Genomic DNA, 19,543 nt, shown 5'->3' with positions numbered 1-19,543 from the left:
CTATTATTTTGTGCAAACTACTTGTTCCGTAAACCTAAGGTCAATCTTGCTATATTTATATAACGAACTATCTAAAACTGCTTTTTGAAAAAACGCTTTATAGTTTCTAAATTTTTTATCAACATTCATTGTACGACCAAAATCTATGAAGTAATCATAGTTTCGGTTAAACATTTTTAGGCTGCCATTAGGCATAATTTGTATCGCAATGATGTTTTTTTTCAAAAACGCATCGTCGTAAATTGTGCGAAATAAAGCAGCTAAATCTTCGTTATTTTTTTCATTTATTGCCCCTGAAACAAGAGGAACTCGCGCCGTAAAATTATCTGACAAGGGCATTTTATTTCCCTCATAGTCAATATAAAAAGAGCGATCACCATCATAAACTCGCGCTATTGGTGTCTTCTGTTTTACTACCGCTTTTAGAACGCCGTCGATACTTACAAAAACATCTGACTTCTCAATCATGTCTTGCGTATCAAGGTTTTTTTCTATCTTATTCAAATCTACTTCATCTTTTCTAATACTGGAAGCATCCCTTTTATTTTCTATCAACAATTTATTAACCGTTTCCGGCTTAACAAAAAGCGTATTTTCTCCTACAAAAACGACCATAGATTTTTTCAATTTTCTATCTCCATTTCGGTGTTGTGCGAAAGAATATAAAAAAAGAACAAGCCCTAAAATGAGTACTAATCGAATATTTGTCCAATTAAATATTTTCATTTAGCATTTTTTTAATTGACGGTACCATTTCACCAATATCACCAGCTCCTATTGTTACAATTATTGGCGCATCACTGGTTTTGATCTGCACTAATAAATCTTCTTTTGCAACAATTTTTTTGTTCGAATTTGTCATTTTCTCCAACAGCCATTGCGATGTAATCCCTTCCATCGGTAATTCGCGTGCCGGATAAATATCCATTAAAAACACTTCATCAAACTGAGATAAGCTTTCCGCAAATCCGTCGGCAAAATCTCTTGTTCTGCTGAACAAATGCGGCTGGAAAATTGCCAAAACTTTACGTCCCGGATACAATTCCCTAACAGCCTGATGAACAGCATTTATTTCTGTTGGATGATGTGCATAATCATCTATATAAACTAATTTTTCCGATTTAATCTGATAAGAAAAACGTCTTCTGATTCCGTTAAATGAGGCAATAGCTTTTGCGATGGCATCGGTCGGGGTACCATAAGTTTTTGCCATCGCAATAGCCATTAACCCATTCATAAGGTTATGTTTTCCTGGCAGTCCGAAATGAAGGTCTTTTATGATTTCTGATGGTGTCTGCACATCAAAAACATAACTTCCGTCCTCAATTCGAACATTGTATGCTTTGTATACGGCATCTTCATTTATAGCACACTGAACTCCTTCAAGAGGTAATTCTTTGGTTATAAACAATTTGCTTTTATCTTCAACTTTAGAAGCAAATTCAACAAATGAAGCCTCAATAGCATCACTTGTCCCGTAAATATCCAAATGGTCTGCATCCATTGAGGTTACGCAGGCAATATTTGGATGTAAATGCAGGAACGAACGATCAAATTCATCTGCTTCTACAACGGTTACGGTTTTTCCGGTTCCAATTAAATTAGAATTATAATTCTCTACAATTCCGCCCACAAATGCTGTAACATCTGCGCCGCTTTCGTATAGAATATGCCCTAAAATACTTGACGTTGTTGTTTTACCATGCGTTCCGGCAACAGCAAAACTAAAAGTGTCTTTGGTGATAATCCCTAAAACCTCTGCACGCTTTTTAATTTCGTAATTTCTTTCGATAAAATAATTCCATTCTGAATGTGTTTTAGGAACCGCAGGCGTAAAAATTACCAGTGTATTCTCAACATAATAATCAGTCGGAATTAAACTAATATTATCTTCAAAATGAATATCAATACCACTTTCAATTAATTCACTTGTCAGCATTGACGGCGTTTTATCGTAACCTGAAACTTGTTTCCCGATATATTTAAAATAGCGGGCCAAGGCACTCATTCCGATTCCTCCGATGCCAATAAAATAAACGTTTTGTATTTGATTTAAATTCATTTTAATTCTGCTTTAAGCATTAAGCTTTAGGCTTTAGGCCTACAACTTTATTTATTATTTAATTAACTTGACAATTTCCGCAACAATATCTTGTGTTGCTTTTGGTTTTGCTAATCTTTTGATGTTTGCACTTAATTGTTTTTGTTTTCCGTCATCTTTCAGCAGCGCTTCAAAAACAATGCTAAACTCGCTGTCTAATTCAGCTTCTTTCAATAAAATTGCACCTTTAGCCTCTACAATGGCCTGTGCATTTTTTGTTTGATGATCTTCAGCTACATTTGGAGACGGGATAAAAATTACCGGTTTCCCCACAATGCATAATTCTGAAACCGATGATGCACCTGCTCTTGAGATAATTATATCAGCGGCAGCGTAAACAAAATCCATTCTTTCAATAAAATCAACAACTCTTACGTTTTGCTGATTATGTTTTTTATAATCTTCAAAATATAATTTTCCGCATTGCCAGATAATCTGAACATCCTGCGAAAGGAAATTTTGCAATTCTTTTTCAATTAACTGATTGATTCTTCTTGCCCCTAAACTTCCGCCCAGAACTAACAATGTTTTTTTATTTGGATCTAAACCATAAAAAGCAATTGCTTCATCGCGTTTATCATCAATATCAATTAAATCCTGACGAACGGGATTTCCTGTCAAAACGATTTTCTCTTTTGGAAAAAACCTTTCCAGATTTTCATACGCCACACAAATTGCATTTGCTTTTTTGCTCAGCAATTTGTTTGTAATTCCCGGAAAAGAATTTTGTTCCTGAATCACTGTTGGAATTCCTGCAGATCCTGCTGCTTGTAATAAAGGACCACTCGCAAAACCTCCGGTTCCAATTACTACATTTGGTTTGAATTTTCTAATAATTCTTCTTGATTCCAATAAACTTGTTGCTAGTTTCAATGGAAACATCAAATTTTGTAATGTTAGTTTTCGTTGTAAACCGGCAATCCAAAGACCTTGTATTTCATAACCTGCCTGAGGCACTTTCTGCATTTCCATTTTGTCTTTGGCACCTACAAAAAGAAATTCAGCATCAGGAAATTGTAATTTTAATTCATTTGCAATCGCAATTGCAGGATAGATGTGCCCTCCTGTTCCGCCTCCGCTTAGTATGAATTTATAATTTGCCATATTGTGTAATAGTAATCTTTTAAAAACTATTTAATCTTATTTGTTTAAAACTGCATTCATCGGGTTTTTTGAATTATCCTGAATGGAATACATCGCTTCTTCATCGTAAATTTCTTCTCTTGCATCAACCGGCAGATCTTCTTCTGCCAATTCTTTATCTATTAATCTTTGAAGTGCTTCTTTTCTTCTTTCTTTTTCTTCTTGTTCTTCGGCGATTTCTTCCTCTTTCTTGGTAACACTAATAATGATTCCAAGTGAAAAACAAGTCATCCAGATTGAACTTCCTCCAGAACTTATCAGCGGAAGCGTCTGCCCTGTTACCGGCAGTAATTCTACTGCAACGGCCATATTAATCATCGCCTGAAATATCATTGGAAATCCGAGGCCGACAACGACTAATTTTCCGAATAACGTATTGGCTTTATGTGATGCAATCACAAATCGGAATAACAACAATAAATACAGCACTAATATCGAAACTCCGCCAACTAAACCATATTCTTCTACTACAATGGCGTAAATAAAATCGGAAGATGATTGTGGTAAAAAGTTCTTTTGAACACTTTTTCCAGGGCCCAATCCCCCTAGTCTTCCAGATGCAATTGCAATTTTTGCTTTTTCAATTTGATAATCATCTTCATCTGGTTTATCTGTCGTAAAATTCATTATACGACTTTCCCATGTTGATACCCTGCTGAAGAATCTTGATTCTGGAAATGCTTTTGCTACCAAAAGGAAAAATGCTAACATCGCAATTCCTGACCCAATGATAAAAGCAATATATTTTAATGGATATTTACCAATAAATGTCAGCATCATTACCATTGCAAAAATCAACGCTGTGGTTGAAAAATTGGCTGGTAATATCAATGCCAAAGTGATAAATACCGGGACCCAAAGCTGAATAAATGAGGTTTGAAACGGCTCATTTTCTTCTTTGGTTTTCGACAAATAACGCGCTACATAAATAAACAATACGCTGGCCGCTAATGTTGATGTTTGAAACGTAATTCCAATGAACGGTACCTGAATCCAACGACTTGCATTTGCTCCTGCAATTACAGTTCCTTTCAACAAAGTATATAATAACAACAGCCAAACTACCGGAAGTGCAATTTTTGAAATTGCCCTGAAATAATGATACGGCACTTTGTGAACCCAATATATGATCAGGAAACCTATACAAACGTGTGCTAAATGTTTTACTAAATAACCCAATGTATTTCCGGTTCCATGGCCAATATACGCCAGATTACTACTCGCACTAAAAACAGGCATAAACGAAAACAACGCCAATAAAGCCACGAATGACCATATTACCCTATCTCCTTTTAGTTTGTTTACTAACTCCTTCATGTTTTTAGTTTCAAGTTTTTCTTGTTTCAGGTTTCAGGTTCGCACATAATGTGAAACCTGAAACTATTTTTTTTACAAGTTATGTACTGCTTGCTTAAACTGCTTCCCTCTGTCTTCGTAGTTTTCGAATAAATCGAAACTTGCGCAGGCTGGAGACAATAAAACTGCATCACCTTTTTCTGTTAATTTTTGAGCTGTTTTTACAGCATCACTCATATTATTCACTTCGACCATAATATCTACTACATCCCCAAAAGCATTAATAATTTTATGGTTATCAACTCCAAGACAAATAATGGCTTTTACTTTTTCACGAACCAACGACATTAACTCATTATAATCGTTTCCTTTGTCTACTCCACCTACGATCCAAACAGTTGGAACATTCATACTGTCTAAAGCAAAGAAAGTAGCGTTTACGTTAGTTGCTTTTGAATCGTTGATGTATTGTACATTCTGGATTTTCAATACTTTTTCTAAACGGTGTTCAACACCTTGAAAATTAGATAAACTTTCACGAATTGTTGCATTTCTAATTTGCATCAATTTTGCTACAGAGCTTGCTGCCATTGCGTTTTTCATATTATGTTTTCCTTCTAACGCAATGTATTCTGTTTCCATTGTAAACTCTTCTTGGTTGATCTTTATTTCCATTTTGTTGTTATTTATAGAAGCTCCTTCGTCAAAACTTTTTGTCAATGAAAAAGGAATTAATTTTGCTTTTGTTTTGTTGTTTTTTAACCATTCTGCGCTTGCCTCGTCGTCTGCATCATAAATGAGATAATCACTTTCGGTTTGGTTCATCGTTATTCGGAACTTCGAATTGATATAATTTTGATATTTATACTCATATCGATCTAAATGATCCGGGCTGATATTGGTTATTATAGCAATATCCGGCCTATACTCTATTATTCCGTCTAACTGAAAACTGCTTAATTCAAGAACGTATGCGTCGTATTTATTTTCGGCTACCTGCCAGGCAAAACTCTTTCCTATATTTCCTCCCAAACCTACATTGAGTCCAGCCGATTTAAGCAAATGATACGTGAGCATTGTGGTGGTGGTTTTACCATTACTTCCGGTAATTCCAACTGTCATTGCTTCTGTATAAGGAGCGGCAAATTCGATTTCTGAAATTACTTTAACCCCTTTTTCAATCAACTTTTTAACTATTGGAGATTTCTCTGGAATTCCCGGACTTTTCATTACCAAATCAGCATTCAGAATCAAATCTTCAGTATGCTGTTCTTCTTCCCAGGCAATTTTATTAATGATAAGAACTTCTTTATAGCTTTCTTTTATCTTTCCAAAATCAGATACAAAAACGTCGTATCCTTTTTTCTTACCCAGGATCGCGGTTCCAACACCGCTTTCTCCTCCACCAAGTACTACTAGCCTCATCTATCTTAATTTTAAAGTAACGATTGATAATATGGCTAACATTACGGCAACAATCCAGAAACGAGTCACAATCTTACTTTCATGATATCCTTTTTTCTGATAATGATGGTGCAGCGGCGACATCAGGAAAATTCTTCGGCCTTCGCCAAAACGTTTCTTCGTATATTTAAAATAAGTTACCTGAATAATTACTGAAGCACTTTCGGCAAGGAAAATTCCGCAGAACAAAACAATCAATATTTCTTTACGAACTGCAATGGCCAAAACTGCGATGATTCCTCCAATAGTCAAACTTCCTGTATCTCCCATAAATACCGATGCCGGAAATGAATTGTACCAAAGAAATCCAATTAGAGCACCAACAAAAGCAGATATAAAGACGGTCATCTCTCCCGAATTGGGTATATACATTATATTTAGGTAGTTTGAGAAAATGATATTTCCTGAAACGAATGTAAATATTCCGAGTGCGAGGACGGAAACAGCCGAGGTTCCGGCCGCGAGACCATCGATTCCATCTGTTAAATTTGCCCCGTTTGAAACTGCTGTGATTATAAAAATTACCACTGGAATAAATACTAACCAAGCCCATTTTTCATATCCGTCTCCCATAAATGATAGAACTTCGGCATAATCAAATTCATTATTTTTTACAAAAGGAATTGTGGTTGCTGTCGATTTTTCTTCAACTGGCGCCGGCAAAACTACAGTTGTGCTAACATTTGATTTAAAAACATCTGTACGTCCTGTATCAGTTCTTACTGTCACAGCAGGATTAAAATAAAGAACTGCTCCAACAATTATCCCAAGACCAACTTGACCAATTACTTTAAAAATTCCTTTTAGTCCTTGTTTGTCTTTTTTGAATATTTTGATATAATCGTCAACAAAACCAATAGTTCCCATCCATAACGTCGTTACAATAAGCAATACGATATAAATGTTGTGCAGCCTTGCGAATAAGAAAACCGGAATTAATGTGGCAAAAATGATGATCAATCCCCCCATTGTTGGTGTACCAGCTTTCTCGTTTTGACCTGCAAGACCAAGTTCACGAACTGTTTCTCCAACCTGTTGGCGGCGCAAAAAGTTAATCACCCTTTTACCATAAATAGTTGACAAAAGCAATGAAAGCATAAATGCTAAAGCCGATCTAAAAGTGATATACTGGAATACTCCTGTTCCTGGTAAATCAAGTGTTTTGTCAAAATATTCAAATAAATAGTATAGCATATTTTCTATTTTTTAAATTCCAATTTTGAAACTCCAAATTCCAATTCTTGTGGTATTTGAACTTAAAAATTTTATTATTTATTTAGTTGGTCTAAAATTTCTTTTACAGTCTCCATATCATCAAAATGATGGCGAACACCATTTATTTCCTGATAGGTTTCATGCCCTTTTCCGGCAATCAGAATAATATCATTTGGCTGTGCCAATTGACAAGCTGTTTTAATCGCTTGTTTCCTATCTGTAATTCTCAATATCTTTTTATAATTATGAGCTTCTACACCTTGTTCCATTTCGTCCAGAATTACTTCAGGATCTTCGTTTCTTGGATTGTCTGATGTTAAAATTGCTTTATCGCTAAGATCTGTCGCAATTTTTGCCATAATTGGTCTTTTTGTTTTATCTCTGTTTCCTCCGCAGCCAACAACAGTAATCAATTGCTCGTTTTTTGTTCTAATATCATCAACAGTTTTTAGAACATTTTCTAAAGCATCCGGCGTGTGTGCGTAATCCACAATTGCGGTTATTTTTGAATCCGTTACGATATATTGAAAACGACCCGAAACACTTTCTAAATCAGACAGTAAGCGCAATGCTTCCAAACTATCTAAACCTAACTCGACTGCAGTTCCGTAAATCGCCAAAACATTGTATGCATTAAAAGTCCCAATTAGTTTTACCCAAACCTCATTGTCGTTTACTTTTAATAACAAACCAGACAATTGACTTTCTAAAATTGTTGCTTTAAAATCAGCATATGATTTTAGAGCATATGTAAACTTTCTTGCCACAGTATTTTGCAGCATTACAGTTCCGTTTTTATCATCGATGTTTGATAATGCGAAAGCTGTTTTTGGCAGAGAATCAAAAAATGACTTTTTTACGTCTCTATATTCTGCAAAAGTTGCGTGATAATCCAAATGATCGTGCGAAAGGTTCGTGAAAATTCCACCTACAAAATGCAAAGCTTCTGTACGTTTTTGATGGATTCCGTGCGAACTCACTTCCATAAAACAATGCGTTACTCCAGCTTCAACCATCTCATTTAAATAATGATTGATTGTAATTGAATCTGGTGTTGTATGCGTTGCAGGATATTCTGTATCATCAACCATGATTTTTACAGTTGATAATAAACCAACTTTAAATCCTGCTTTTTGAAACAATTGAAATAATAATGATGCAATTGTTGTTTTTCCGTTTGTACCTGTTACGCCGACTAATTTTAGTTTTGAAGATGGATCTTCAAAATAATTAGCAGCAATAAAAGCCAATGCTGTATTAGTATCTTTTACTTGAATATAAGTTACTTCTTTCTCAATATTTTGAGGAAGTGTATCGCAAATAATAGCTTTTGCTCCTAACTGAATCGCTTTTTCGATATAATCGTGCCCGTCAGATAATGAACCGCGAATGGCCACAAAAATATCATTTGACTCTACTTTTCGGGAATCAAATTCAATTTTATGGATACCAATTTCTGTCGAACCTGTTACAGATTCGATAGCCACTTTATATAATATGTCTTTTAGTATTTTCACGATAATTCTAATACTATTGTTGTGTTTTTAATTATGTTTTGTCCCGCCTGAATCGATTGATTCTTAACTTTTCCAAATCCGTTTACTTTTACTTTTAAACCTAAATTCTCAAGTAAGGCAACGGCATCCATTCCCGGCATTCCTTTTAAATTCGGAATTTGATTTAATTTTTTGTTTGATTCTTTATCAAACTTGTCATAACTGATTTCCTGTTTTGCAATTTTAGAATCAAGTTGTTTTATTTTATTTGTTGAAGGTGCATCTGTAAATATTTTTTGGGCAATTCTTTTAAAAACCGGTCCCGCAACATCTGCTCCGTAATAATTGTTTTTTGATGTATTTGGTTTGTGAACTACCACAATACAAGAATATTTAGGATGATCTGCCGGAAAATATCCTACGAAAGAAGAAGCATAATACAATGCTGATTTTCCTTCTTTCCCTCCATAATTCATCTGAGCCGTTCCTGTTTTTCCTGCCATTGAAAAATCTTTCGAATACAACTTAGAACCTGTTCCTTTTTTAACCACATTCAACAATACTGCTTTCAGTTTTTTAATAGTCTCCGGCGAACAAACTCTTGGATTTATAACTTCAACATCAAATTTTTTGATGGTTTTGTTCCATTCTTTAATTTCAGAAACAAATTGCGGTTTTACCATTACACCATTATTGGCAACTGAATTATAATATGCCAAAGTCTGCATTGGCGTAACCGAAACATTATATCCAAAAGCCATCCACGGAAGCGTTGTTCCTGACCAATGTTTGTCTCCAGGCTGTGGAATATACGGTCTTCCTTCTCCTTTAAAATGCAATCCTAATGTCTTGTTTAATCCGTAACTATTAATATGATTCACAAACTTAGACGGATTACTTTTATAATTTTCATAAATCGCCTGAACCATAACTGTATTTGACGAAAGTTCAAATCCACGCGCTAATGAAACTTTCCCATAACCGCCCTTATGCGAATCATTAACAGCTCGCCCGTAATATTTAACTTGACCTCCGTGACTATCGTAAACGGTACTAGTATCTGCTACTTTATCTTCTAAAATTGCCATTAAATCAACTAATTTAAAAGTCGATCCCGGCTCGTGAGATTCAGCAATTGCATAGTTTGTTGTTTCATAATATGATCCATCTTCTGCTCTTCCTAAATTTGAAATCGCTTTTACATGGCCTGTTTCTGTTTCCATAACCACGACACAACCGTGATCTGCTTCATAATCTTCCAGTTGTTTTAGTAAAGCATGATGTGCAATATCCTGAATGAAAACATCTATTGTCGAAATAACATCGTAACCGTCAATTGGATCTACTTCATTTAAATCACGAATTGGTTTCCATTGGCCTTTTGCAATTTTTTGTTTTAGGATTTTCCCGTCTTTTCCGTTCAAATAACTTTTAAAAGCCCATTCAATTCCTTTTCCAACTTCAACTCCGGTTGCAGGATCAATGCGATCGTAACCAATTGTTCTTTCGGCAATTTTTCCTATCGGATGTTTTCTAACGGTTTCTTGTTCTACAATAATTCCGCCTTTAAAAGCACCTAAATTGAATAATGGAAAACCTTTAATTTTTACATATTCGGTATAACTTAAATTACGGGCAATTAAATAATAACGGTTTTTGTTTTGTCTGGCTTTTCTTAATTCTTTTTGGAAATAACTTCCCGGTTTATCCAAAATAGTTGCCAGAGAATCTGATAATGCTTTTACGTGTTTTTCAAAAGTTTCTGTTTTTGGCGCTTTTGCATCAAAACGAATTTCATAATTCGGAATTGAAGTTGCCAGTAAACTTCCATCTGCAGAATAAATATTTCCTTTGTTTGCCGGAATTACAAAATTTCTAACAGTACGCTGTTTTGCCAGTTTTCTGTAATAATCTCCTTCAACCCATTGAATATTGGTTAATTTAACAACAATAGCAATTGCCATCAAAAAGATGAAAACTGCTACGAGGTAAATTCTGTAGGATATATGTTTATCGTCTACTGCCATATTCTTTTAAAGAAATTTTTTTCTTCTTCTTTTTTAACTTCTATTTTTGTTGGAGGAACTGTCGATGGATAAATTTGTTTTTCAAGCATTTTATCTGATATCGTAGATTCCATTTTTAATTTCATCAGTTCTGAACGTCGATCTACAAATTCTGATCGTAATTCTTTTACTTCATTATTTAGTTTTGCGATTTCAAAAACTTTCTGTTCATATCGCTGAGTATTTGCAATCATCAAAATAGCCAGCAGAATTATAAAAACAATGAACCGCCAGTTTTTTACTGCGTCGTCGTTTATTAGAAATCTTGCTTTTAATATGCTGAATACTCCACTTTTCATTTTCTACCTATATATATTATATCTTTTCGGCAATTCTCAATTTTGCACTTCTTGCTCTGTTGTTGATTTTTATTTCTTCATCATCCGGAACAATCAGTTTCCCTATTGTTTTAAACGGTACTGAAAAATTTCCGAAAAAATCTCTTTCCGGCTCTCCTTCAAACATTCCGTTTTTAATAAATCTTTTTACCAGTCTGTCTTCTAAAGAATGATAGGAGATTACTGAAAGCCTCCCACCCGGATTAAGAATTTCTAATGATTGCTCAATAAATTCTTTTAGAACGTCCATTTCCTGATTTACTTCAATTCGAATGGCTTGATAAATCTGGGCCAATATTTTGTTTCGGACTTTCTCTGGTAAAAATTTCTTCAAAACATCTTTCAGTTCATCTGTCGTTTTGATTGGATAATCTTTTCTGGCTTCTACAATTGTTCTTGCTAAAACCGGTGCGTTTTTCAACTCCCCATAATCAAAAAAAACACGACGTAAATCCTGTTCTTCATATTCGTTAACCACACGATAAGCATTTAAATCATTTTTCTGACTCATCCGCATATCGAGATCGGCATCAAATCGGGTTGAAAAACCTCTTTCAGGAACATCAAATTGATGTGATGAAACTCCTAAATCTGCCAAAATCCCATCTACACCTTTAATACCATGAAAACGAAGAAATCTTTTTATAAATCTGAAATTCTCATTAATCAAAGTAAACCTTTCGTCCGGCAGGGCATTCGCTAAAGCATCTTCATCCTGATCAAAGGCGAATAACTTTCCGTTAGGCCCTAATCGTCTCAAAATCTCTTTTGAGTGACCGCCGCCGCCAAACGTTACATCTACATAAATGCCGTCTGGCTTAATATTTAAACCATCAACTGTTGGATGAAGTAAAACCGGATTATGATATTCCATTGTCGTCGTCATTAATATTTCCCATTACTTCTTCGGCTAAATCTGCAAAATCCATATCTTCGCCGCTTATTGATTTTTCGTATAAATCTTTATCCCAAATTTCCACAATATTAACCGCAGATGAAAAAACGACATCTTTAGCAATACCAGAAAAAGCCACCAAATCTTTTGGGACTAACAATCTTCCTAATGCATCAATCTCCACCACTTTTACGCCGGCAGTAAATCTGCGAATGAAATCATTGTTCTTTTTTACAAAACGATTCAACTTGTTAATTTTCGCCATCATCAAATTCCATTCATCCATTGGATACAATTCCAAACATTGCTGAAAAACAGAGCGCTTCAAGACAAAACCATCCTGAAGGGAAGAAGCCAATTGCTTTTTCAAAGGCGCAGGTATCATTAACCTCCCTTTAGCATCGACTTTACACTCATATGTTCCTACAATTGTATTCAAGAAAATCCACTTAACATGTTATACAGCAAAAATATAAAAAAAATTACCACATATTACCACTAAATACCACTTTGTTAATAAGTTTAACCACTTTTCTACCACCTCCTTTAATTATTACCAAATCAACACTTTAGATATTAATCAGTTTAAGAATCGAATCCTTTAACAATTAAAAAAAATAAATAGTCTTTCTCTTAAAAAAGTAATTATAATGCAATGATTTTAACAATTCCATAATATAACAAAACGCACTCTAAAAGCTGATTTTTAAACACTTATATATTCGACTAAAATTATGTAGTTAAAAAATGACGGCAAAAATTCATTTTTATTTATTAAACCCTATATTTGTCGAAATTGAAATTGGCATTAAACTAGATGGACAAAAACTACAAAAAAGAAGGCAAATACAGCTATTTTGAAGCTGGCGAAGGAACCCCTATTGTAATTTTACACGGGTTAATGGGAGGCCTTAGTAACTTTGATGGTGTAGCAGAATATTTCCCAGCGAAAGGATATAAAGTTGTTATCCCGGATTTGCCAATATACACACAAAGCATTTTAAAAACGAATGTAAAAAGTTTTGCGAAATACGTTAAGGACTTCATCACTTTTAAAGGTTTTGACAAGGTTATTTTATTAGGAAATTCATTGGGAGGGCATATCGCATTGTACCACACAAAATTATATCCTGAAAAAGTAGCCGGACTTGTAATTACCGGAAGTTCTGGGCTTTATGAAAGCGCAATGGGAGACAGTTACCCAAGAAGAGGTGATTATGAGTACATCAAAAAGAAAGCTGAAGATGTATTTTATGACCCTAAAATTGCTACTCCTGAACTTATTGATGAAGTATACGCAACGGCTAACGATCGAATTAAACTGATTAAAACTTTAACGATTGCAAAGAGCGCTATTCGTCATAATATGGCCAAAGATTTGCCAAAAATGACAGTTGAAACCTGTATTATTTGGGGTAAAAATGACTCTGTAACGCCGCCAAATGTTGCCGAAGAATTTGATAAATTATTGCCAAATTCAACTTTGTATTGGATTGACAAATGTGGACACGCAGCTATGATGGAACATCCTCAGGAATTTAATGAAATTCTTGAAAAATGGCTTACTGAGCAAAAATTATAGCCTCTAACTTTCGATTTAAGGAGGTTTTAAAAACCAAGAATATGAAAATTAATACCGCCGAATTTATTGTCAGTAATTCTGATGCATCAAAATGCCCGAAAGATTTTCTGCCGGAATACGCATTTATAGGCAGATCAAATGTTGGTAAATCATCTTTAATAAACATGATTACCAATCATAAAAATTTAGCAAAAACATCTGGAAGACCAGGAAAAACACAACTGATAAATCACTTTAAAATCAACAATAATTGGTTTTTAGTCGATTTACCGGGTTATGGTTATGCTAAAGTTTCAAAAAAAACAAAATCAATTTTCCAGCAGTTTATTACCGATTATTTTGAAAACAGAGAGCAGTTAGTATGCGCTTTTGTTTTGATTGATATTCGTCACGAAGCTCAAAAAATTGACATTGAGTTTATGTCTTATATGGGAGAAAGCGAAATTCCGTTTTGCATTATTTTCACCAAAGCAGACAAAATCAGTAAAGTAAAAATTGATTCGCATATTGCAGCTTATCGCAAACAAATGTATGCTAATAACTGGGCCGAAATGCCGCAGTATTTTGTAACCTCATCAACAGAATCAATTGGAAAAGAAGAGCTTCTGACTTATATAGATGAAGTAAATCAGGAGGTTTTTAAAAACAACAGCGGATTTTTAAATTCAAATTAAGAAGTTAAATTCCAATAAATAAAATCCAAATTCCAACACGAAAATTAAAATATAAAAAATCCCAAACTCCAACCTTAAAATTGGAATTTGGGATTTTTTATTGGAATTTAAAACTACTTTGTTAACTCCAATTTCTCTGCAAAGTAATCGCAGAAATCTTTCATTGTATCTGACATTTTTTCGTCGTCTGTGGCGCGTTTAAAAGTATCAGCCATTGCAACCAATGTTTGGTGAAAGAAAATTTTCATTTCGTCTACCGGCATATCTTTTGTCCATAGATCAATACGCATTGTTTCATGTGCTTTACTATCCCAAATTGACAACATTATTGCTTTTGCTTCTTCTGCCTGAACACCTCCGTCTTGTGCACTCCACGTTAATTTTTCCGGAACACGGTTTTCGTCTAACTCGACGTTGAACTTAATTTCTGATTTTATTGTATTTGACATTATTTCTTAGGTTTATATTTTGACTTTTCGAAAATTTCTTTTGCATTAACTTTTAATAATTCTGATAGCGGCACATTGTTGTTTTTCATATACGAACGAACAATCTGCCAGCCAATCCACGCTCCGACTCTTCCCGGAGAATCGTTGTCTATTTCTAAATAGAATTTAGAAAATGGAGCTGGAGTTATAAATCGTGTTGTTAATTTAGGATCTAAACTGTACAACATTTCGCTTTCAAGAAAATAACGCCACATATAGCTTTCATTTTCTTCACACCATTTTATTTGTTCGGGTGTGTAACCCATTTTTTCTGCATCTGTATAATTAGGCAGAAGCAGATCTTTGGCGTATAACTGTTTCCCTTCAAAAATCATTTGAGAAACTAAATTTTTATCCGGATAAGCCGGAATGTTTCGGTAAGCAAAACTCGAAACTACATCTGGCATAATCTGCTTTTCTTCAAAATTGTATTTTAAGTAAGCCGGAAACTCATAGAATTTATGATCTTTTCCCAAATACAGCTCTAAAGCAACAACAACCAGACTGTCTGCATAAATTGCTTTTGAAGTATAATCCATTTCTCCAATTACAGTAACCACTTTTGGTGTTTTCGTTTTTGGGAAATAATATTTTACATGTTTGAAAAGCTCATTAAATTCCTCGCGGACAGGTTCGAAATTGCTGTATTTTTTTTGAACCTCTTTGTAAACTTCTCTCCAAATTGGCTCTTTCATTTTTTGAAGCCAGACGTTATCATCATTTCCTGGAAAAAAGTACGGATATTGTTTTTTTAGCCTGGCAAGATCTTCAGGTTTAGTTTCAAAAAAAGCCTTATCAAAACGCTCTACTTTAATATCTACCGGAATTTCTTCAACCTCTTTTTCAACCTTTGTTTTTTGGTCACAAGACAAAAAAAACAAGCACAGAACCACTACAAAGCGATAAATTTTCATTTTATTTTATTTAGATTTGTGTTGCTGGAATTTAAGTACTTTTCTACTTAAAAAAATAATTCTGCAAATATACATCCCTCCATCTTAAAACTTGAACTATTATGGCTAAAAAAAGCACAATTCAGACAGAAAAAGTAAATACACATATTGTTGAATGGTTAAAAAATTATGCTGCTAATGCAAAAGTCAACGGATTTGTAATCGGAATCTCAGGCGGAGTTGACTCTGCAGTGACCTCTACCTTGTGCGCGCAGACCGGTTTACAAGTTTTATGTGTAGAAATGCCCATTCATCAGGCTGAAAGTCAGGTATCAAGAGGAAGAGAACATATTGAACAACTAAAAAAACGTTTTCCGAATGTTTCGAGTGTAAAAACAGATTTAACTGACACTTTTGAAGCATTTAAGTCATCTGTGCCAACTTCAAAAGATTCAACAAAAGTTAATTTATCATTAGCCAACACAAGAGCACGTTTAAGGATGACTTCTTTGTACTATCTAGCTGGTATTCACGGGCTTTTAGTGGCCGGAACAGGGAATAAAGTAGAAGATTTTGGCGTTGGTTTCTATACAAAGTATGGTGACGGTGGTGTTGACCTAAGCCCAATTGCTGACTTAATGAAATCTGATGTTTATGCTTTAGGCGAATTTTTAGCTATCCCAAATTCAATTTTAACAGCTGCTCCAACAGATGGACTTTTTGGAGATAACAGAACCGATGAAGATCAATTAGGCGCAAGTTATGACGAACTAGAATGGGCGATGCTAACCGCGGAGTCAGGAAAAACGGCGGATGACTTTAACGGGAGAGAAAAATCTGTCTTTGAAATTTATAAAAGATTAAACACCAGCAACAAGCATAAAATGGATCCAATACCAGTTTGTTTAATCCCAAAAACGTTAAAATAAAATTTTTAACATTTGTCAATAATTAATTACAGAATTTATTTATTAATTTTACAATTCCAAAAACATGATAACAATTCTAAAAAGGTAAAATTATGATTAAAGTATGTCTTGCAGACAATCATCCTGTGACTCACTTTGGCGTTAAGTCTTATTTCAAAGACCACGATCAAATTTCAATTGTTGCCAACGTAGGCAATTTTTCAATGGTTAGAGATATTCTTCAAACGAAGGAAATCGACATCCTAATCTTAGATCTAGAATTAGAAGGACTTTCAAGTATCTTCGAAGTTAAATCAATCTTGAAAAATTTCCCGAAGACAAAAATTGTAATTTTCAGTGACCTAGCTGAGCAAATGTATGCTCCAAATGCTATTAAAGCAGGAGTATCCGGGTATGTGCACAAAACAGAAAAACTTGAAACTTTAGGTCTTTCTATTATTAAAGTACACGAAGGAAAAATTATCATCAACGAAACAGTTCGCAAAAACATGGCCCTTATTGCTAAACAAAGCAAGAGCGAACGTTTGTACAGAAAACTTTCTAACCGTGAAATCGAGGTTTTACGTTATTTAAGTGATGGTAAGAAAAACAATGAGATTTCTAAAATCTTAAATCTGAACGAGAAAACGATCAGTACTTACAAACTAAGATTATTAACTAAATTAAACGTTACTAATTTAGTAGACTTAGTAAATAAGGCTAAGACTTTAGAAATTATTTAATTTGATGGTATCCTGATTCGCTTAGGCCAGAATCATCAACCATAAAAAAAGCTCTATATTGTTTATCACTATAGAGCTTTTTGACTTTTATCCGCCGTGGTAAGGAACTACTACCCTTCCGAGCTTTTTAGAGAAGTTATTCAGCAGTTTAGAATAATCTACTACCATCATCAACAACTCCGAATTATCTTCTTGCGGGTCAGAAATAAGTGAATTTTTTAATTCATGAATAAGTTTTGAAACCAAAAACCATCTCATAGAAAATATAGTATCAGAAACATTTTGTTCGATGGTTACGTTTTTATGTTTCGGAAAAATATTCTGTCCTTCCCAGTTATGAATAGCCACTTTTTCATCTTCCATTAAAATATTGGTCACTTCCTGTGCAAATTCTGGCTGTAGATGCATTAAATATTTATCAAGACTAAATGCTTCATTTTGATTATAGAATTCAATAATATTGGTGTAAATATTTTGAAATAATGTATTTGACAGTTCTACTTCATCTTCCTGAAGACTTAAATAAACTTTTTCATAAACTTTATATTTTCTCTTTTCAGATACTTCTTTTATATTTCCTTCTTCATCGGCTTTTAGAAAAACATCTTCAAAATCTTCTAAAACACTTCCGTAAAGCAACAATATTTCAATGATCTTTCTTTCGAAACCGTACAGAATATCTACTTTTTCTGTTTGTTCTGCCGGATAAAACCCTGGCTCTCCCGGATAATCATCCGGCGGCCCTGTTCTTGGATCTTCTGGATCTCCTCCAGAATAGTTAGCATTTTTTGAAGGCTGATTTCTAACAACATCAAAAGGTTTTTGTTCCTGCTTTTGCTTTTTATTAGCTTCTGCAAGATCTTTTTGAATCAGCTGTGCCAGCGTACTTACCAAAACCTGCTCCGAAATATCCATAATTCGGGCACATTCCTGAATATAGACTTCACGCTGAATACGGTCTGGTATTTTAGAAATACTAGTAACCATATCACGAATCAAATCTGCTTTTTTGATTGGGTCGTTTTTAGCTTCATTCATCAAGATCGAAGCCTTAAACTGTATAAAATCTTTACTGTTTTCTTCTAAATAAGCAACTAATGCGTCATACGAGTTTTTGCGCGCAAAACTATCAGGATCTTCTCCGTCAGGAAAAGTACAAACCCTAACATTCATACCTTCTTCCAAAATCAAATCGATTCCTCGAATAGAAGCTCGCAATCCGGCAGCATCTCCGTCAAAAAGTACCGTAATATTTCTGGTCAAACGATTCACTAATCGTATTTGATCTGGTGTTAAAGCTGTTCCTGAAGAAGCTACAACATTTTCAATTCCGGCTTGATTAAACTGAATAACATCGGTATAACCTTCTACCAAATAGCAATTGTTTTGTTTTGCTATCGATTGTTTAGCCTGATAAATTCCGTACAGGACTTTACTTTTATGGTAAATATCACTTTCGGGCGAATTCAGGTATTTTGCTGCTTTTTTATCGTTGGTTAAAATACGTCCTCCAAATCCTAAAACACGCCCCGACATACTGTGAATTGGAAACATCACACGTCCTTTAAAACGATCAAAAGGACGATCTTCTCTGGCAATTGTTAAACCTGTACTTTCCAGAAATTCTAGTTTATAGCCTTTTCCGAGTGCTTCTTTGGTCAGTGCATCCCAGGTTTCTGGTGAATATCCTAAATTAAATTTTTTGATGCTTTCAGTGGTAAATCCTCTTTCTTTAAAATAAGACAAACCAATTGCTTTTCCTTCTTCAGTATTGGCCATAACATCCTCAAAATACTTTGCGGCAAATTCTGAAACCAAATACATACTTTCACGAACATCTGTCATTGCTTTTTCAGCATCTGTCTGTTCGGTTTCTTCAATCTCAATATTGTATTTTCTGGCTAAATACCGAATGGCCTCGGGATAGGTAAAGTGAGAATGTTCCATTAAAAAAGCAACTGAATTCCCTCCTTTTCCGGAACTAAAATCTTTCCAGATTCCTTTTGCAGGCGAAACCATAAACGAAGGCGAGCGCTCATCAGAAAACGGGCTCAAACCTTTGTAATTACTTCCTGCACGCTTTAAATTAACAAAATCGCCGATAACCTCCTCAACGCGAGCAGTTTCAAAAACGGAATCTATTGTACTTTGTGAAATCAAAACGTAAATTCTTTTTTAAAAATTATAGCTTGTAAAAGTACATAAATCAATCTTGAATTTTTAGAATTTAAAATAAAAAAA

Annotated in this window: 18 protein-coding genes; 4 read left to right on the top strand and 14 right to left on the bottom strand. The window is 34.4% G+C overall.

The annotated features are described in order from the left end of the window. Positions 1–3: 3 nt before the first annotated feature. The 11 genes from ASD98_RS11985 to ASD98_RS11935 all read right to left on the bottom strand — a co-directional run bounded on the left by ASD98_RS11985 (position 4) and on the right by ASD98_RS11935 (position 12,453). Positions 4–726 (bottom strand): cell division protein FtsQ/DivIB, encoded by a 723-nt coding sequence (locus ASD98_RS11985; protein WP_056204843.1) that lies wholly within the window; start codon positions 724–726, stop codon positions 4–6. Beyond that, the gene (murC, locus tag ASD98_RS11980) at positions 713–2,062 is read right to left on the bottom strand and encodes a UDP-N-acetylmuramate--L-alanine ligase (RefSeq protein ID WP_056204840.1); all 1,350 of its coding nucleotides are present in this window, start codon (positions 2,060–2,062) and stop codon (positions 713–715) included. Before murC ends, ASD98_RS11985 begins: the two co-directional genes overlap by 14 nt. A gap of 54 nt (positions 2,063–2,116) precedes the next feature. After that, positions 2,117–3,205 (bottom strand): undecaprenyldiphospho-muramoylpentapeptide beta-N-acetylglucosaminyltransferase, encoded by a 1,089-nt coding sequence (murG, locus tag ASD98_RS11975; RefSeq protein WP_056204837.1) that lies wholly within the window; start codon positions 3,203–3,205, stop codon positions 2,117–2,119. A 36-nt stretch (positions 3,206–3,241) separates the two neighbouring features. Further along, positions 3,242–4,561 carry an FtsW/RodA/SpoVE family cell cycle protein gene (locus ASD98_RS11970; RefSeq protein WP_056204833.1) on the bottom strand — a complete coding sequence of 440 codons (1,320 nt, stop codon included), beginning with the start codon at positions 4,559–4,561 and terminating at the stop codon, positions 3,242–3,244. 72 nt (positions 4,562–4,633) lie between these two features. After that, positions 4,634–5,965, bottom strand: coding sequence for a UDP-N-acetylmuramoyl-L-alanine--D-glutamate ligase (gene murD / locus ASD98_RS11965; RefSeq protein WP_056204830.1), 1,332 nt, complete (start codon positions 5,963–5,965; stop codon positions 4,634–4,636). Next, positions 5,966–7,198, bottom strand: a complete 1,233-nt coding sequence (mraY, locus tag ASD98_RS11960) for a phospho-N-acetylmuramoyl-pentapeptide-transferase (RefSeq protein WP_056204827.1) — start codon at positions 7,196–7,198, stop codon at positions 5,966–5,968. A 74-nt stretch (positions 7,199–7,272) separates the two neighbouring features. Further along, a complete protein-coding gene (locus ASD98_RS11955) occupies positions 7,273–8,736 on the bottom strand; it encodes a UDP-N-acetylmuramoyl-L-alanyl-D-glutamate--2,6-diaminopimelate ligase (protein ID WP_056204824.1) in 1,464 nt (487 codons plus the stop codon). Next, the gene (locus ASD98_RS11950) at positions 8,733–10,742 is read right to left on the bottom strand and encodes a penicillin-binding protein (RefSeq protein WP_056204817.1); all 2,010 of its coding nucleotides are present in this window, start codon (positions 10,740–10,742) and stop codon (positions 8,733–8,735) included. The genes ASD98_RS11955 and ASD98_RS11950 overlap by 4 nt, the downstream gene beginning before the upstream one ends. After that, positions 10,733–11,080, bottom strand: coding sequence for an FtsL-like putative cell division protein (locus ASD98_RS11945; protein ID WP_056204815.1), 348 nt, complete (start codon positions 11,078–11,080; stop codon positions 10,733–10,735). The genes ASD98_RS11950 and ASD98_RS11945 overlap by 10 nt, the downstream gene beginning before the upstream one ends. Before the next feature lie 16 nt (positions 11,081–11,096). After that, positions 11,097–12,005 carry a 16S rRNA (cytosine(1402)-N(4))-methyltransferase RsmH gene (gene rsmH / locus ASD98_RS11940; protein ID WP_199866289.1) on the bottom strand — a complete coding sequence of 303 codons (909 nt, stop codon included), beginning with the start codon at positions 12,003–12,005 and terminating at the stop codon, positions 11,097–11,099. Further along, on the bottom strand, positions 11,980–12,453 hold the full coding sequence (locus ASD98_RS11935; RefSeq protein ID WP_056204812.1) for a division/cell wall cluster transcriptional repressor MraZ: 474 nt from the start codon (positions 12,451–12,453) through the stop codon (positions 11,980–11,982). The genes rsmH and ASD98_RS11935 overlap by 26 nt, the downstream gene beginning before the upstream one ends. 378 nt (positions 12,454–12,831) lie before the next feature. On the opposite strand from ASD98_RS11935, the gene ASD98_RS11930 reads away from it, so the two are divergent. Next, on the top strand, positions 12,832–13,596 hold the full coding sequence (locus ASD98_RS11930; protein WP_056204807.1) for an alpha/beta fold hydrolase: 765 nt from the start codon (positions 12,832–12,834) through the stop codon (positions 13,594–13,596). 41 nt (positions 13,597–13,637) lie between these two features. After that, entirely contained in the window at positions 13,638–14,270 is a 633-nt protein-coding gene (gene yihA, locus ASD98_RS11925; protein WP_056204804.1) for a ribosome biogenesis GTP-binding protein YihA/YsxC, read from the top strand. A gap of 113 nt (positions 14,271–14,383) precedes the next feature. On the opposite strand, the gene gldC is transcribed toward yihA, so the two are convergent. Both gldC and gldB read right to left on the bottom strand, forming a co-directional pair. Then, positions 14,384–14,719 carry a gliding motility protein GldC gene (gene gldC / locus ASD98_RS11920; RefSeq protein ID WP_056204799.1) on the bottom strand — a complete coding sequence of 112 codons (336 nt, stop codon included), beginning with the start codon at positions 14,717–14,719 and terminating at the stop codon, positions 14,384–14,386. Then, positions 14,719–15,672: a gliding motility lipoprotein GldB gene (gldB, locus tag ASD98_RS11915; RefSeq protein ID WP_056204796.1), complete on the bottom strand. Its 954-nt coding sequence runs from the start codon at positions 15,670–15,672 to the stop codon at positions 14,719–14,721. Before gldB ends, gldC begins: the two co-directional genes overlap by 1 nt. 101 nt (positions 15,673–15,773) lie before the next feature. Between gldB and nadE the strand changes: the two genes are divergently transcribed. Together nadE and ASD98_RS11905 are read left to right on the top strand one after the other, a co-directional pair. After that, the gene (gene nadE / locus ASD98_RS11910) at positions 15,774–16,580 is read left to right on the top strand and encodes an NAD(+) synthase (RefSeq protein ID WP_056204794.1); all 807 of its coding nucleotides are present in this window, start codon (positions 15,774–15,776) and stop codon (positions 16,578–16,580) included. A 92-nt stretch (positions 16,581–16,672) separates the two neighbouring features. Then, on the top strand, positions 16,673–17,302 hold the full coding sequence (locus tag ASD98_RS11905; protein ID WP_026730588.1) for a response regulator transcription factor: 630 nt from the start codon (positions 16,673–16,675) through the stop codon (positions 17,300–17,302). 87 nt (positions 17,303–17,389) lie between these two features. Here the strand turns inward: ASD98_RS11905 and dnaG are convergent, their stop codons facing one another. Further along, positions 17,390–19,462, bottom strand: coding sequence for a DNA primase (dnaG, locus tag ASD98_RS11900; protein WP_056204791.1), 2,073 nt, complete (start codon positions 19,460–19,462; stop codon positions 17,390–17,392). Positions 19,463–19,543 lie beyond the last annotated feature (81 nt).

This window comes from Flavobacterium sp. Root186, from assembly GCF_001428525.1.
In the GTDB taxonomy this organism is placed as follows: domain Bacteria; phylum Bacteroidota; class Bacteroidia; order Flavobacteriales; family Flavobacteriaceae; genus Flavobacterium.
This window is presented reverse-complemented; position numbering and strand designations above follow the sequence as displayed.

Bases quoted from the DNA above. Each gene is read 5' to 3' on its own strand.
- ASD98_RS11930 (WP_056204807.1), top strand. From the start codon at position 12,832: ATGGACAAAAACTACAAAAAAGAAGGCAAATACAGCTATTTTGAAGCT.
- ASD98_RS11905 (WP_026730588.1), top strand. From the start codon at position 16,673: ATGATTAAAGTATGTCTTGCAGACAATCATCCTGTGACTCACTTTGGC.
- mraY (WP_056204827.1), bottom strand. From the start codon at position 7,198: ATGCTATACTATTTATTTGAATATTTTGACAAAACACTTGATTTACCA.
- murD (WP_056204830.1), bottom strand. From the start codon at position 5,965: ATGAGGCTAGTAGTACTTGGTGGAGGAGAAAGCGGTGTTGGAACCGCG.
- rsmH (WP_199866289.1), bottom strand. From the start codon at position 12,005: ATGACGACGACAATGGAATATCATAATCCGGTTTTACTTCATCCAACA.
- ASD98_RS11985 (WP_056204843.1), bottom strand. From the start codon at position 726: ATGAAAATATTTAATTGGACAAATATTCGATTAGTACTCATTTTAGGG.
- murG (WP_056204837.1), bottom strand. From the start codon at position 3,205: ATGGCAAATTATAAATTCATACTAAGCGGAGGCGGAACAGGAGGGCAC.
- ASD98_RS11945 (WP_056204815.1), bottom strand. From the start codon at position 11,080: ATGAAAAGTGGAGTATTCAGCATATTAAAAGCAAGATTTCTAATAAAC.
- ASD98_RS11970 (WP_056204833.1), bottom strand. From the start codon at position 4,561: ATGAAGGAGTTAGTAAACAAACTAAAAGGAGATAGGGTAATATGGTCA.
- yihA (WP_056204804.1), top strand. From the start codon at position 13,638: ATGAAAATTAATACCGCCGAATTTATTGTCAGTAATTCTGATGCATCA.
- gldC (WP_056204799.1), bottom strand. From the start codon at position 14,719: ATGTCAAATACAATAAAATCAGAAATTAAGTTCAACGTCGAGTTAGAC.
- murC (WP_056204840.1), bottom strand. From the start codon at position 2,062: ATGAATTTAAATCAAATACAAAACGTTTATTTTATTGGCATCGGAGGA.
- gldB (WP_056204796.1), bottom strand. From the start codon at position 15,672: ATGAAAATTTATCGCTTTGTAGTGGTTCTGTGCTTGTTTTTTTTGTCT.
- nadE (WP_056204794.1), top strand. From the start codon at position 15,774: ATGGCTAAAAAAAGCACAATTCAGACAGAAAAAGTAAATACACATATT.
- ASD98_RS11950 (WP_056204817.1), bottom strand. From the start codon at position 10,742: ATGGCAGTAGACGATAAACATATATCCTACAGAATTTACCTCGTAGCA.